Consider the following 14,436-nt stretch of genomic DNA (forward strand, 5'->3'; position numbering starts at 1 on the left):
CTCACGGCCCTCGCTCCGCTCGGTGCATTCGCTCATGCCGTGCCGACCGGGCATGCCCTCACGGCCCTCGCTCCGCTCGGTGCATTCGCTCATGCCGTGCCGACCGGGCATGCCCTCACGGCCCTCGCTCCGCTCGGTGCATTCGCTCATGCCGCGTCCGCGACCGCCTTCTCCACGGTGACCAGCAGGCTCGACGCCTCCGCGGCGGGCAGGCCGCCACCCTGGGCCAGGTCGTCGCTGCCGCCGCCCCGGCCGGAGAACGCCGCCTTCACCAGGTCCTTGGCGCTCAGGCTCCGCCCCCGGGCGGCCTGGTTGACCGCCACCACCAGGGAGGCCTTGCCGTTGGCCCGGGCGGCCACCGCGACCACCGCCGGGCGGGCCGGGTCGATCCGGCCCCGGATCTCCTGGGCGAGGGTCCGCACGTCGTTGGCCGCCGCGCCCTCGGGCGCCTCGGTGCCCACGTACGCGACCCCACGCACGTCCTTCGCCTGCGCGGCCAGGGCCCCCGCCCCGCCGAGCACGAGCTGGGCCCGGAGCTTCTCCAGCTCCTTCTCCGCGTCACGCAACTGGGTGACGGTCTGCTCCACCCGGTCGGCCACCTGCTCGCCCGGCACCCGGAACATCTCGGCCAACCGGGACACCAGCAGGTGCTCGCGGGCCAGGAAACCGAACGCGTCCATGCCGACCAGCGCCTCGATCCGGCGGACCCCGGAACCGACCGACGCCTCGGAGAGGATCTTGACCAGCCCGAGCTGGGCCGAGCGGGCCACGTGGGTGCCGCCGCACAGCTCCCGGGCGTAGTCGCCGACCTCGACCACCCGCACCCGCTCGCCGTACTTCTCGCCGAACAGCGCCATCGCGCCGATCCGGCGGGCCTCCTCCTGGCTGGTGACGAACGCGTGCACCTCCAGGTCGGCCAGGAGCACCTCGTTGACCTGCTGCTCCACGTCGTGCAGCACGCTCGGCGCCACCCCGGTCGGGGTGTTGAAGTCGAACCGCAACCGGCCCGGCGCGTTCAGCGAACCCGCCTGGGTCGCCGACTCGCCGAGGAAGTTGCGCATCGTCTGGTGCACCAGGTGCGTCGCGGTGTGCGAGCGCGAGATGGCCCGCCGGCGGGACACGTCGATCTCCGCGTACCCGGTCTCCCCGGTCCGCACCTCGCCGCGCACCACCCGGGCCCGGTGCACGATCAGGCCGGGCACCGGCTGCTGCACGTCGAACACCTCGACCTGACCGCCACCGACCGTGATGAGCCCCTGGTCGGGCTGCTGCCCGCCGCCCTCGGCGTAGAACGGGGTGGTGTCCAGCACCAGCTCGACGGTGTCACCCTCGACCGCCGCGCCGATCGCCGCGCCGCCGGCCAGCAGCGCGCGCACCCGGGACTCCCGGGTCAGCTCGGTGTAACCGGTGAACTCCACCGGACCGCCGCCGTCGAGCACCGACCGGTACGCCGACACGTCGGTGTGCCCGGTCTTGCGGGCCTGCGCGTCGGCCTTGGCCCGGCTGCGCTGGTCGGCCATCAGCCGGCGGAAGCCGTCCGCGTCGACCTGCAGGCCCTGCTCGGCCGCGATCTCCAGGGTCAGGTCGATCGGGAAGCCGTACGTGTCGTGCAGCTGGAACGCCTTGTCACCGGAGAGCGCCGGCTTCCCGGCCGACTTCGTCTCGGCGATCGCGGTGTCCAGGATCGTGGTGCCGGCGCGCAGCGTGGCCAGGAACGCGTCCTCCTCGGCGTACGCGTACTGGGAGATCCGGCCGAACTCCTCGGCCACCTCCGGGTACGACGGCGCCATGCAGTCCCGCGCCACCGGCAGTAACTCCGGCAGCGCCCGGTCCTGGTAGCCCAGCAGGCGCACCGCCCGGATCGCCCGGCGCATGATCCGACGCAGCACGTAGCCGCGCCCCTCGTTCGACGGGGTCACCCCGTCGCCGATCAGCATCAGCGCGGTGCGCACGTGGTCGGCGACCACGCGCAGCCGCACGTCGTCGGGGTGCGACTGGTTGGCCGCGTGCCCCGAGTGCGCGCCGTAGCGCTTCCCGGTCAGCTCGGCCGCCCGGTCCAGGATCGGCTTGACCTCGTCGATCTCGTAGAGGTTGTCCACGCCCTGCAGCAGCGAGGCCATCCGCTCCAGGCCCATGCCGGTGTCGATGTTCTTCGCCGGCAGGTCGCCGAGAATCGGGAAGTCTTCCTTGCCGGCGCCCGGGCCGCGCTCGAACTGCATGAAGACGAGGTTCCAGAACTCCAGGTAGCGGTCCTCGTCGACCTCCGGACCGCCCTCGCGACCGTACTCCGGGCCGCGGTCGTAGTAGAGCTCCGAACACGGGCCGCACGGACCGGGGATGCCCATCGACCAGAAGTTGTCGGCCTTGCCCCGGCGCACGATGCGCTCGGTGGGCACGCCGGTGGCCCGCCAGATGTCGTACGCCTCGTCGTCGTCGAGGTAGACCGTCGCCCAGATCCGCTCCGGGTCCAGCCCGAAGCCACCCGCGTCCACCGACTTCGTGGCCAGGTCCCAGGCCAGCGGGATCGCCCCGGACTTGAAGTAGTCACCGAAGGAGAAGTTGCCGTTCATCTGGAAGAACGTGCCGTGCCGGCTGGTCTTGCCGACCTCGTCGATGTCCGGCGTCCGGATGCACTTCTGCACGCTCGTCGCCCGCGCGTACGGCGGGGTCTGCTGGCCCAGGAAGTAGGGCACGAACTGCACCATGCCCGCGTTGATGAACAGCAGGTTCGGGTCGCTGATGGCGGGCAGCGGAGCGGACGGCACCACGGTGTGGCCGTTCGCCTCGAAGTGGGCGAGGAACCGCCGCTTGATCTCCGCCGTCTTCATCGCTGGTGTTCCTCCGGGAAAATCTCTCGATCGCCGATCCGCGGGTCCTCCCGCAGCTCGGCGAACTCGTCGTCGTACGCCTCGCCACGGGCGAAGGCCTCGTGGATCTCCTGCTCGCGCTCGGCCATCCCGACCCGGACGTCGTCCACGAAGGCACGCACCGACTCGACCAGACCACCGGCGGACTCGGACAGCCCGCTGGCGATGCCCGCCGGGGTGTACGCCTGCGCGGTCCGGGTGGCCTTGCGCACCACCAGGACGCCCACGGCCAGGCCGATGCCCAGCCAGAACAACCGCCTCATGCTCTCATCCTTCCCGCGTACGCCGGTCGGGTCAGCGGTTGCCGCGCTTGGCGGCCCGACGCTGCTGCTTGATGGTGTCGCGCACCTCGCGCTCGGTCTCGGCGTGCCGGCGGGCGGAGGCGGCCCTGCGCACGCCGTAGCCGAACGCGGCCACCTTCACCAGCGGGTTCGCGGCGGCGGCGGAGACCACGGTGGCCAGGTTCGCCACGTTCGCGGTGACGTTCTGCGCGTGGCTGGTCATGGTGTCCACCTTGGCGAGCTGGAGGTTCACCCCGTCCAGCGAGGTCTGCACCTGCTCCAGCGCGGTGTTGACGTTCTTCACCGTGGTGTTCACGTCACCGAGCAGCGGCCCGGTGCGGTCGTTGAGGTCGTTGATCATGCGGGTTGCGGCGTCGACGGTGTGCCGGAGCCGCAGGATCGGCAGCGTCAGGATCAACACGAGCATCGCGAACGCGATCGCCGCGACGAGCGCCGCGACCTCTCCAAAACTCACGCATATCCTCCTCAACCAGGGTTCCGGAACCAACGCTCCGGGACGCGCGACCGTACCTACCCACCGCGCCCCACGCCGACCCGGTCACCGGGCGCGGGCGGACGCGCCAGCCCCAGACCCTACCGTCCGTGATGGAAGTCGGCTCAGGACGGTGAGGGGGTCGGCTCACCGAGCGGGTCGTCGGTCAGGGTCGGATACGGATCCTCACCGGTGAGTGACGGATCGGTTGTCGGCGTGGGACCGGTCCGCTCGTCGTCGATCGCGTTGCGCACCTTCACCGACACCAACGAGCCGGTGCACGTCGCCGCTGCCTTCGCGGGCGGCGCCGACGGCGCCGGCTCCCCGTCCACCGGTGGCGGCGTGCAGGTGGGGTCACGCACCCAGAGGTCGAGCGTGAGCTCGTCCCGACGCCAGCAGGTGTAGCTGCCCTCGATCTTCTCCTCCGGGCAGCGGTCGACCTTCCAGCGGCGCCAACCGTCCTTGGCCAGCGCCCGCTCATAGACCGCGACGGTCTGCTTCCAGCCCTGCTCGGACTCGACCGCGCGTTCCCGCAGCCGGCAGTCCTGCAGGCACCACCGGCTGCCGCTGACGTTGTCGACCGTCTTGGTCGCCGCCCAGGCTGGCACGTCGAGCGCGTCGAGCGTGTCGAAGACCGGGTCGTGGCTGAGCGTCCGCATCCCGAAGTAGAGCGGCACCGCCCCCAGCAGCACGAGGCTGACCAGGGCGAGGACGGCCATCCGCAGCCGGCGCCGCTCGCGCAGCTGCCGCCGCAGGTCGGAGCGGGCGCCGCGCGGGCCGCCGGACTCCGATCCGTCCTCGGCCGGGCCGGGGCCGGCCGGTCGCGGCGCCGGGCCGTCGCCCGCACCGGGCCGCGCCCCCGCGGGCTCCCCCGGCGGCGGTACGACCGCAGCCGCCCGCGCCACCGCCGGCGTGCCCGGCGCTCCGGCCCCGGCGGGCCGGACCGGGTCCGGGCTGGGCGGAACGGCCCGCCCGCTCGTCTGCTCGTCCGGGGCGGCCGGACGGGCCACACCCGCCGCCGCGCGGGCCACCACCGGTCCGGCAGTGGCCGCACGCGGTCCGGGCGCGGCCGCCGGCCCGGGTGCGCCGCCGGACGGGACCGCGCCGTCGGGTCGGGCCGGGCCGCGTCCGTCACCGGTCGGCCGTACCGCCGTCCCCTGGCCGGGAGCGGCGCGTCCACCGCCGGGCGGGCGGCCACCGGCGCGCGACGGGTCGTCGGCCGGGCCACGCCCTCCGGGGCGGGCGCCGCCGACCGCCATGCCACCGCTGCGCTCGGGATCGCCGTGCGGGCCGGGCGCACCCGGCCCCACCGGCGGCATGCCGGGGCGACCCGGACCACCACCGACACGGTCACCGCCGGCCGGCGGCACGCCGGGGCGCGCCGCGCCCCTTGCCGGGCCGGACTGCGCGGCCCGGGCCGGCGGCACGACCGGGCCGGGCGGCTCGGCCCGGTTCGCCGACCCGGGCGGGCCGGGCTGGTCGGGACGGACCGGCGGCACGGCGGCGCCGGCACGGCCACCCGGCCCACGATCGGTGCTGCCGGGGCGGGCGGACGGCTCGTCCACCGGCGGGCCGGCCGGACGGCGGGCGGCCGGCATGGCGGGGTCGGTGTGCGGCGTACGACCGGCCTGCCGCAGCCAGTCGGCGGGGCGCTCCGGCCGTTGCGGGCGTGGTTCACCGGACTCGTCGGCCGCGCGGCGCCGGGTCCGGGCCGGGTCGGTGGCGGAACCGGCGTCGCCGGGCGCGGCCCGGTGGCCACGGCCCGGGTCGCGGCGGGAGGTGGGCGTGCCCGACGCCTCCACCGGGCCGCCGGAGACGGGCGCGGTGGCACCGGGCAGGCCGGGGGCGTTTCCGCTGCGCGGCACGGCCACCTGCTGCTCCGGCTCGGCGGCGCGCCGGCCGGTGCCCGGGACGGCCCGGGCAGCGGGGTCGATCCCACCGGTCGCCGATCGGCGACCATCGCCCGCCGGCGCGTCGGCGGACCGGGACCGCCGCCCGCCGGCGGAGACCGGCCGGACACCGGCCGGGTCGTCGTCGGGTCGGGCACGCCGACCTCCGGCAACGCCGGGCGGCTTGCCGCCCGGCACGTCGTCCGGTCGGGCCCTTCGACCCGCGCCGGAGACCGGCCGGATGCCACCGGAGTCGTCGTCGGGCAGCGCGCGGCGCCCGGCGGAGGCGGGCCGAGCCCTGGGAGCGGATCCGACCGGGGGGACGTCGGGCGTTTCCACGCCGTGCCGGCCGCGCGGGGTGGGTGGCGTCACCACCCGAGGGCCGTCGCCGTCCCCGGACGTCGGTCGGCCCGGCCCCGGCCCGACCGGTCCACGGTCGGGCACGGGCCGTCCGGAGCCCGGACCGGCCGGGGCCGTGACCCGGGGGCCGCCCGGGCCGACCGTTCGGCCGGGGACCGGCGGTTGCTGACCGGTCGGACCGTCCGCGCCGCCGCGCGGCGCCAGGCCGCCCGGCCGGGGCGCCTCGGGCATGCCCGGCCAGGGGCCGTCCGCGGGACGACGGGGGGCGCCCACCTCGGGACCGGCCGCGCGGGCGGGCGGCGCCGCGGGCCCGTCCGGGCCCCGTCGCGCACCCGGGGCCCGGGGGTCGGGCCGGCCACCAGCGGGTGACGCCTGCGGACCGGGACGATCGGCGCCAGGGGGAAGGTCTCCGCCGGGACGACCGGCGCCCGGGGGCATCGCGGCACCGGGTCGGCCGGGGGCCGGGGGCATCGCGGCACCCGGACGCCCGGCCCCCGGGGGTGGCGCCGCGCCGGGGCGACCGGCCACCGGCGGCATGGGCGCACCGGTGCGGCCGGCGGCTCCGGGGGCCGTCGGGTGGGGTCGGCCCGGAACCTGCGGCGCGGGACCGGCCGGGCCGGCAGCCGGTGGCGGAGCGGTGCGGCCGGGAGCCGGAGGACGTGGAGCGGACCGATCCGGCGGGGTCGGCCCACCGGCCGGCGGTGGCGCACCCGGGCCGGGGCCGGCGGGCCCCGACGGAGCGGGGCCGGACCGGGCCGGGCCGGGCGGGACCGCGCCCCCTGGTCGCGGCGCCGGACCGCCCGGCGCGTCGGCGACCGGCCCGGGCCCCTCCGGGCCGAGCTCGCCGCGCTGCTTCTTGGCCGTGCGCAGGTCGTCGATCCAGCCGAACTCCTCGCCGGCCGGAGCCTGCTCCGGCTCGGCCTCGGCCCGGCCGCGTCCCCACCGGCGGCCCTTGGCCTTCGGATCGCGCCGCTCGTCGGGGCCGTCCGCCGGCCGCTCCGGACCACGCGCCATCACTACTGACCCCCCTCGGTGGCGTCGCCGCCGCCCTCGCTCGCCCCGCCGATCTGCTCGGCGCCGCCCACCCGGGCCCCGTTCGCGGCTGCCGGCGCACCGGCCTCCCCCCGCGTCACCGGTGCCGGCAACCCACGCACGATCCGACGCAGCAGCGGCAGCCGGGTGGCCACCGCCCGCTCCGCGCCGTGCCCGCTGGGCCGGTAGTAGTCCGTCCCGACGAGATCGTCCGGAGCGTACTGCTGGGTGACCACCCCCCGGTGGTCGTCGTGCGGGTAGCGGTAGCCCGCTCCGTGCCCGAGTCCGCGCGCCCCGGCGTAGTGGGCGTCGCGCAGGCCGCGCGGCACCGGACCGCCGCGACCGGCACGCACGTCGGCGACGGCCGCGCCGATGGCGCTGGTGGCCGAGTTCGACTTGGGGGCGGTGGCGAGATGGATGGCCGCCTGGGCGAGGTTGAGCTGCGCCTCGGGCAGGCCCACGTACTCCACCGCGTGCGCCGCGGCGGTGGCCACGGTCAGCGCGGTGGGATCGGCCATGCCGACGTCCTCGCTGGCGAAGATCACCAACCGGCGGGCGATGAACCGGGCGTCCTCGCCGGCCACCAGCATCCGGGCCAGCCAGTGCAGCGCCGCGTCCACGTCCGAACCGCGCATGCTCTTGATGAAGGCACTGGTCACGTCGTAGTGCGCGTCGCCGTCGCGGTCGTAGCGCACGGCCGCCACGTCCACCGCCTGCTCGGCCACGGCGAGATCGATCACCTCGGCGCCCGTGGCGGTCGCGGTGGCCGCCGCCGCCTCCAGCGCGGTGAGCGCCTTCCGGACGTCGCCGCCGGCGAGCCGGACCAGATGGTCCTCCGCCTCCTCGGCGAGGACCAGTGTGCCGCCGAGCCCTCGCTCGTCGGCCACGGCGCGGCGCAGCAGCCCGCGTACGGCGGCGTCGTCGAGGGCCTGGAGCGTGAGCAGCACGCACCGGGACAGCAGCGGCGAGATGACCGAGAAGTAGGGGTTCTCCGTGGTCGCCGCGAGCAGGGTCACCGTGCGGTCCTCGACGGCGGCGAGCAGGGAGTCCTGCTGGGTCTTGCTGAACCGGTGCACCTCGTCGATGAAGAGCACGGTCGGCGGGCCGCCCGAACGGCGCTGCCGCCGGGCGGTCTCGATGACGGCGCGGACGTCCTTCACCCCGGCGGTCAGCGCGGACATCGCCACGAAACGCCTGTCGGTGGCGCGGGCCACCAGGTGGGCGATGGTGGTCTTGCCGCTGCCGGGCGGGCCCCAGAGGATCACCGACATCGGCGTCGCGCCCTCGACCAGCTGGCGCAGCGGCGCGCCGGGGGCGAGCAGATGAGCCTGACCGACCAGCTCGTCGATGCCGGCCGGCCGCATCCGGACCGGCAGTGGCGAATCCGCCCGGGCGGCGGTGAACCCGTCGACACCGCCGGAGGCCGCGGGTGCGCCGGGCGCTCCGGCGGGCTCGCCGAGGGTGAAGAGGGCGTCGGATTCCATCACGAGAACAGTACCGGGCCGGACCGGCGGCGCCGGAATCGCGCCGCCGACCCGACCCGGGTGGTCGTTTCCGGTCAGCCGCGGCCCGGACGGCGACCGCGGTACCAGCGGCCGCCCCCACCGCCGCGCGGGCCGGAGCCGACCCCGGCGAGGTAGAGCGAGAGCAGCAGGAAGCCGATCAGCATGAGGGTCGAGGTGCTGAACAGATCCGGGGCGCCGAGGTCGGTGTTCATGAAGTCGAGCAGCAGCGCGAAGCCGAACACGATGGCCGCGAGAATGGCGAGCATGTCGTTCCTCCGGTGGGGGTTCCCAGTAGGTCGGCGACGGATGTACCCGATCGGTCTGTTCGTCAATCTCCACCCTGGAACCGGTCGGTGGCGAGGATCGCGTACCGGGCCGAGTCCCGCCACCTGCCGCGCACGAGCAGGTGGTCGCGGCTCGTCCCCTCCGGCCGCAGCCCGGCCTTCTCCAGCACGCGGCGGGAGCCGACGTTGTCGGGATGGGTGGTCGCCTCCACCCGGTGCAGGCCCACCCGCTCGAACGCGAGTTCCAGCAGCAGCCGGGTGATCTCGGTGCCGAGGCCGGCGCCCGCGTGCGCGGTCCGCACCGCGTAGCCGATCTCACCGCGCCGGTGCTCCACCGACGTCACGGTCAGCCCGCCGAGGCCGACCAGCCGGTCACCGTCGACCGCGGCCAACCGGTACTCCGGGCGCGGCTCGCCGGCGGCCGTCTCCCGCCACGCCGGCAGCGCGGCGCGGACCGCCTCCGGGGTAGGCGTCTCGTCGTCCAGCAGCCCGTCGGCCACGGCGGGCTCGGTCAGGAACGCGTGCAGGACGGGCGCGTCGGCGTCGGTCCACTCGCGCAGCGCGCACCGAAGGCCGGGCAGGTGGACCGCCCGGACGGAGCGGACGGGGGTCATGGTTGGTCCTCTCCTGGGTTGGCTGGCTGGCGGGCGGGACGGCGGCGCGACGGAGGTCGCCGGGCAGGCGTGCGGGTGGCTACAAACCTGATGGCATGGATGGATCGGGCGCTGCCCGCTCCCCCGGTGTCCGGCTTGAGTCGTTCGTGCCGTCAAGTTTGTAGCCTCCGGCGACCTCGTCGCCCCGGCACCGGGCGAGGCGACATCCGTCAGGCGGATCGACCTACGGCACCGGCACCGGCACCGGCACCGGCACCGGCACCGGCGGATGGTCCCGAGGCCGGAGCGCCCTCCGGACCGGGGCCGGCGGGACTCCCGTCGGGACCGGTCCCGAGGACCGGGCCTGCCCCGGCCCGCGCCGCCTCGGACTCCACGCCCTCGGACTGCACCACCTCGGACTGCGCAGGACCGGACTGCGCAGGACCGGACTCCGCCGTAGCGGACCGGGCGGCCCGGCCGGCGCGCCAGGCCGGCAGGTAGAGCGGCGCGGCCACGGCGAGCATCACGGCGCCGACGAGCATGGCGATGCCGACGCTCGTGGCGTCCGCCAGCGCGGTCAGCACCACCGCGCCGAGCGCTCCGGCCGGCTGGCCCATCATCGAGTTCAGCGACAGCACGCTGGTCCGGTACGGCCCGTCGACCTGCCGGTGCAGCAGCCCCATGTGCAGCGGGTTCGACGCGCCGTGCACGGTGTAGCAGGCCAGGTAGGCGATCAGCACGCCGACCGGGCCGGCGAGCAGGCCCATGCCGACCACGGTGACGCCCTGGAGCACGCGCATCAGCGCGGCAGCCGGGGCGGCCCCGACGCGGCGCAGCAGGAACGGGGTGAGCGCGGCACCGGCCGCGTTGGCCAGCCAGGCCGCGGTGCCGGCGGGGCCGAGCAGCGCGGCCGCCCGGTCGGCGTCACCGACCACCTCGGCCAGCCGCACCGGCAGCAGCGACTCGAAGGTGACCATGCCGAAGCCCCAGAACAGCTCGACCGAGACCAGCGCCAGCAGCACCCGGTTGCGGCGCAGCAGGCCGACGGCCTGGCCGACCATCCGGGGCGCCTCCGTCACCGAGGCGCGCAGCGCGGCGGCGCCGGAGGCGGGTCGCTGCTCGGTCATGAGCACCAGCAGCGCCACGATGGAGACCGCCTGGAGCACGGCGGCGACCAGGACCGGGCCGATCAGCGCGCTGATCGGCCCGATCGGGCCGAGCGCGACCAGGCCGCCGCCGAGCAGCGCGCCGGCGCCGATGGCGACACCGATGACGGTGCCGGCATGGCCCAGGCCGCGTTCGTACTCGGCGTCCGGGTCGGCGGCGAGCGTGGCGTCGACGTACCAGGACTCCAGCGGGCCGCTGTCGAGCGCCCGGTAGATGCCCTGCAACGCCCAGACCAGGAAGAACATCCAGAACGAGTCGGCCACCGCCATCAGCGCCAGCGAGGCCAGGGCGACCACCCAGGCGACCAGCAGCACCGGCTTGCGGCCGAGCGCGTCGGCGAACCCACCGGTGGGCAGCTCCAGCGCCAGCACCACCAGCCCCTGCGCGGTGGCGACCAGGCCGATCTGCGACAGCGTGAGGCCGCGTTCCTGCATCAGCAGGATCATCACCGGGATCAGCAGGCCGCTGGGCAGCCAGCGCAGGCCGTAGAGGGTGAGGTAGCGGAGCCGGACCTGGCGTACGGACAGGGCGCTCACGGCTTCTCCCCGGCGGGTGGCAGGACGGTGCTCAGCGGGAAGGCGGCGAGGTAGAGCTGCACCATCTCGGCGTCGGGGTCGTCGGGGTCGGTCTCGTCCCGGTGGCGTTCGAAGACCGCGAAGACCTCCGCCTTGATCGCTTCCAGGCGGGCGGCCGGGATCCGCATGAAGAAGTCGCCCATGCCGAGCGCGTCACGCCAGGCGGGTGACCACTCGTGACGCTGGGCGGCCCACCGCTCGGCGTGGTGGCCGAAGAAACGGAAGTAGTCCGCCTCGATCCACTCGATGGCGGCGCGGGCGTCCGGGTCGTCGTCGTAGTCGCTGACCTCCCACTGGGTGACGTCGTGCGCGGCCCGCCAGAACCGCTGCCGCCCGGTGCCCAGCTCCGGATCCTCGACCACCATGCCCACCTCGGCGAGCTGGCGCAGGTGGTAGCTGGTCGCGCCGGTGTTGGTGCCGAGCAGTTCGGCCAGCCGGGTGGCGGTGGCCGGCCCGTTCACCCGCAGGGCGCCGACCAGGCGCATCCGCAGCGGGTGCGCCAGCACGCGCACCTGCTGGTGATCGAGGCGGACGAGCCGTGGCTCGGGGCGCGTCTGTTCACTCTCCATGCGTGCACAATATCTGTGCACACTTCCTGTGCACAAGATGCGTGCAAAGAGATTGTGCAAGAAAGATCGGTCAGGAGAAGAGTTCGGCGACGCCGCGCAGGCGGGTGCGGAGCAGGCCGGCGGCCCGGGCGGAGTCCAGGCGTACCTCGACCGGGCGGAACAGACCGGCGGCGACCGTGGTGGTGGTCCGCAGCCCGGCCGGGTCGACGCCGAGCCGGCGGGCCAGCAGCCGCCCGAGGTCGGCGCGGCTGGCCTCGTCCGGGCCGGCCACGTTGAGCGGACCGGCCAGGTCGGTCGGCAGCAGCTCCAGCACCGCCGCGGCCAGGTCGGTGACGTCGACCGGGCAGCGGATCTCGTCGCTGAACAGGACGGCCCGGCCGGCGAGCGCGTCCCGGCAGCGCTGGATCTGCTTGCTGCCCTCCCCCAGGATCAGCGACGTCCGCACCAGCAGCGCGCCCGGGTCGACCGCCCGCACCGCCGTCTCGGCCGCCGCCTTCGCCGCCCCGTACGGATACACCGGCGTGGGCGCCTCCGCGTCCGCGTACGGCTCGGCACGCCCGGCGTGCAGCGCGTCGCTGGACAGGTGGACCAGCCGCGCCCCCACCTCGGCGGCGGCGGACGCGACGTGGGCCGCCCCGTCGGCGGTGACCGCCCAGTCGTCGAAGCGGTAGGGGGTGCTGACCACGGCGTCGGGGCGTACCCCGGTCAGCAGCGCGCGCACCGCGGCGCGGTCGGTGACGTCGAGGCGGCGCGACGCGACGCCCGGCACCGCGACGGCGGCCGAGTGGTACGTGCCGACCACCCGGTGCCCGGCGGCGACCGCCTGCCGGCACACCTCGGCGCCGAGAAAGCCACTGGCGCCCACCACGAGCAGGTTCATCCGTCCCCCTGATGATCGAAAGGGCCCGCGTCATCATGACGCGGGCCCTTCGACGACGCGAGGATCAGGTCGGGTCGGCCACCGGCGCGGCCGGGCCGGCGGTGCCGGCGTGCGGGGCGGCCGGCGCCTTCGGCTTGGCGTCGATGCCGGCCTCGGCGCGCTGCTGCCCGGTGATCGGGGTCGGCGCGCCGGTCAGCGGGTCGAAGCCGCCACGGGTCTTCGGGAACGCGATCACCTCGCGGATCGAGTCCGCGCCGGCCAGCAGCATGCAGACCCGGTCCCAGCCGAACGCGATGCCGCCGTGCGGCGGTGCGCCGTACTTGAACGCCTCCAGCAGGAAGCCGAACTTGTCCTGCGCCTCGTCCGGGGTGATGCCGAGCAGGTCGAACACCCGCTGCTGCACGTCGCCCCGGTGGATACGGATCGAACCGCCGCCGATCTCGTTGCCGTTGCAGACGATGTCGTAGGCATAAGCCAGCGCCCGGTCCGGCGCCTCCTCGAACCGGTCCACCCACTCGGCGTTGGGCGAGGTGAACGGGTGGTGCACGGCCGTCCAGCCACCATCGTCCGTGCGCTCGAACATCGGCGCGTCGACGACCCAGCAGAACGCCCAGGCGCTCTCGTCGACCAGGCCGGCCCGCTTGGCGATCTCGATGCGGGCCGCGCCGAGCAGCTCCTGCGCCTCCCGGGTGTTCGTGCCGGCGGCGAAGAAGACCGCGTCGCCGGGCTTGGCGCCGACCGCGTCGGCCAGCCCGGCCAGGTGCTCCTCGGACAGGTTCTTCGCCACCGGCCCGCGCGCCTCGCCGGTCTCCGCGTCGAGCACCACGTACGCCAGGCCGCGCGCTCCGCGCGCCTTCGCCCAGTCCTGCCAGCCGTCCAGCTCCTTGCGGGTCTGGCTCGCGCCGCCCGGCATGACCACCGCGCCGACGTAGCCGCCCGCGTCGATCGCGCCGGCGAACACCCGGAACGCGGTGCCACGCAGGTAGTCGGTCAGCTCGGTCAGTTCGACGCCGTAGCGCAGGTCCGGCTTGTCCGAGCCGTACCGGGCCATCGCGTCGTGCCAGGTGATCCGCGGGATCGGCCGGCTGATCTCGTGCCCGGCCAGCTCCTTCCAGAGCGACGCGACGATCGCCTCGCCGAGGTCGATCACGTCGTCCTCGGTGACGAACGACATCTCGATGTCGAGCTGGGTGAACTCCGGCTGCCGGTCGGCGCGGAAGTCCTCGTCGCGGTAGCAGCGGGCGATCTGGTAGTAGCGCTCCATGCCGCCGACCATGAGCAGCTGCTTGAACAACTGCGGCGACTGCGGCAGCGCGTACCAGCTGCCGGGCTGGAGGCGCACCGGGACCAGGAAGTCGCGGGCGCCCTCCGGGGTGGAGCGGGTCAGCGTCGGCGTCTCGATCTCCAGGAAGTCCCGCTCGTGCAGCACGGTGCGGGCGAGCTGGTTGGCCCGGGAGCGCAGCCGCATCGCCTTCGCCGGGCCGCCCCGGCGCAGGTCGAGGTAGCGGTACCTGAGCCGGATGTCGTCGCCGGCCTCGATCTGGTCGTCCACCGGCAGCGGCAGCGGCGCGGCCTCGGAGAGCACCTCCAGCGCGGCGGCGGTCACCTCGACCTCGCCGGTCGGCAGCTCGGGGTTCTCGTTGCCGTCGGGGCGGCGGGTCACCTCGCCGGTGACCTTGACGCAGAACTCGTTGCGCAGCGCGTGCGCGTCCTCCTCGCGGAAGACCACCTGCACGACGCCGGAGGCGTCGCGCAGGTCGACGAAGATGACACCGCCGTGGTCGCGCCGGCGGGCCACCCACCCGGCGAGCGTCACCGTCGAGCCGGCGTCCGTGGCGCGCAGGCTTCCGGCATTGTGGGTACGGATCACGGCTGGCGACTCCTCATCTGGTCCACGACTGCTTCCCGCATTCTGTCAGGGCGGGAAGGCCGGCTCCCCGG

At 75.3% G+C, this 14,436-nt stretch carries 11 protein-coding genes; all 11 read right to left on the reverse strand.

Going from position 1 to position 14,436, the window contains the following annotated elements:
- Positions 1-146 precede the first annotated feature (146 nt).
- Positions 147-2,828 carry an alanine--tRNA ligase gene (gene alaS / locus ACGFI2_RS16555; RefSeq protein WP_393517182.1) on the reverse strand — a complete coding sequence of 894 codons (2,682 nt, stop codon included), beginning with the start codon at positions 2,826-2,828 and terminating at the stop codon, positions 147-149.
- Positions 2,825-3,130: a DUF6167 family protein gene (locus tag ACGFI2_RS16560; protein ID WP_091578080.1), complete on the reverse strand. Its 306-nt coding sequence runs from the start codon at positions 3,128-3,130 to the stop codon at positions 2,825-2,827. The genes alaS and ACGFI2_RS16560 overlap by 4 nt, the downstream gene beginning before the upstream one ends.
- Positions 3,131-3,161: 31 nt before the next feature.
- Positions 3,162-3,623, reverse strand: a complete 462-nt coding sequence (locus tag ACGFI2_RS16565; protein WP_393517185.1) for a DUF948 domain-containing protein — start codon at positions 3,621-3,623, stop codon at positions 3,162-3,164.
- 143 nt (positions 3,624-3,766) lie between these two features.
- Entirely contained in the window at positions 3,767-4,651 is an 885-nt protein-coding gene (locus ACGFI2_RS16570; RefSeq protein ID WP_393517617.1) for a hypothetical protein, read from the reverse strand.
- 2,255 nt (positions 4,652-6,906) lie between these two features.
- Positions 6,907-8,406 (reverse strand): replication-associated recombination protein A, encoded by a 1,500-nt coding sequence (locus ACGFI2_RS16575; RefSeq protein ID WP_393517188.1) that lies wholly within the window; start codon positions 8,404-8,406, stop codon positions 6,907-6,909.
- Between the two features lie 74 nt (positions 8,407-8,480).
- A complete protein-coding gene (locus ACGFI2_RS16580) occupies positions 8,481-8,693 on the reverse strand; it encodes a hypothetical protein (protein ID WP_018785054.1) in 213 nt (70 codons plus the stop codon).
- Positions 8,694-8,755: 62 nt separating this feature from the next.
- Entirely contained in the window at positions 8,756-9,325 is a 570-nt protein-coding gene (locus tag ACGFI2_RS16585; protein WP_393517190.1) for a GNAT family N-acetyltransferase, read from the reverse strand.
- A 209-nt stretch (positions 9,326-9,534) separates the two neighbouring features.
- Positions 9,535-11,007: an MFS transporter gene (locus ACGFI2_RS16590; protein WP_393517193.1), complete on the reverse strand. Its 1,473-nt coding sequence runs from the start codon at positions 11,005-11,007 to the stop codon at positions 9,535-9,537.
- Complete coding sequence (locus ACGFI2_RS16595; protein ID WP_393517196.1) at positions 11,004-11,615, reverse strand: helix-turn-helix domain-containing protein; 612 nt, start codon at positions 11,613-11,615, stop codon at positions 11,004-11,006. The genes ACGFI2_RS16590 and ACGFI2_RS16595 overlap by 4 nt, the downstream gene beginning before the upstream one ends.
- A gap of 70 nt (positions 11,616-11,685) precedes the next feature.
- Positions 11,686-12,495 (reverse strand): SDR family oxidoreductase, encoded by an 810-nt coding sequence (locus ACGFI2_RS16600; protein WP_393517199.1) that lies wholly within the window; start codon positions 12,493-12,495, stop codon positions 11,686-11,688.
- A gap of 64 nt (positions 12,496-12,559) precedes the next feature.
- Positions 12,560-14,365, reverse strand: coding sequence for an aspartate--tRNA ligase (gene aspS / locus ACGFI2_RS16605; RefSeq protein ID WP_393517202.1), 1,806 nt, complete (start codon positions 14,363-14,365; stop codon positions 12,560-12,562).
- Positions 14,366-14,436 lie beyond the last annotated feature (71 nt).

Source organism: Micromonospora sp. NPDC049282, assembly GCF_043197045.1.
Classification (GTDB): Bacteria; Actinomycetota; Actinomycetes; order Mycobacteriales; family Micromonosporaceae; genus Micromonospora.

What these genes read in the sequence shown, in the direction of transcription:
- ACGFI2_RS16600 (WP_393517199.1), bottom strand. Translation starts at nt 12,495, where the DNA reads ATGAACCTGCTCGTGGTGGGCGCCAGTGGCTTTCTCGGCGCCGAGGTG.
- ACGFI2_RS16580 (WP_018785054.1), bottom strand. Translation starts at nt 8,693, where the DNA reads ATGCTCGCCATTCTCGCGGCCATCGTGTTCGGCTTCGCGCTGCTGCTC.
- ACGFI2_RS16595 (WP_393517196.1), bottom strand. Translation starts at nt 11,615, where the DNA reads ATGGAGAGTGAACAGACGCGCCCCGAGCCACGGCTCGTCCGCCTCGAT.
- ACGFI2_RS16560 (WP_091578080.1), bottom strand. Translation starts at nt 3,130, where the DNA reads ATGAGGCGGTTGTTCTGGCTGGGCATCGGCCTGGCCGTGGGCGTCCTG.
- ACGFI2_RS16585 (WP_393517190.1), bottom strand. Translation starts at nt 9,325, where the DNA reads ATGACCCCCGTCCGCTCCGTCCGGGCGGTCCACCTGCCCGGCCTTCGG.
- alaS (WP_393517182.1), bottom strand. Translation starts at nt 2,828, where the DNA reads ATGAAGACGGCGGAGATCAAGCGGCGGTTCCTCGCCCACTTCGAGGCG.
- ACGFI2_RS16575 (WP_393517188.1), bottom strand. Translation starts at nt 8,406, where the DNA reads ATGGAATCCGACGCCCTCTTCACCCTCGGCGAGCCCGCCGGAGCGCCC.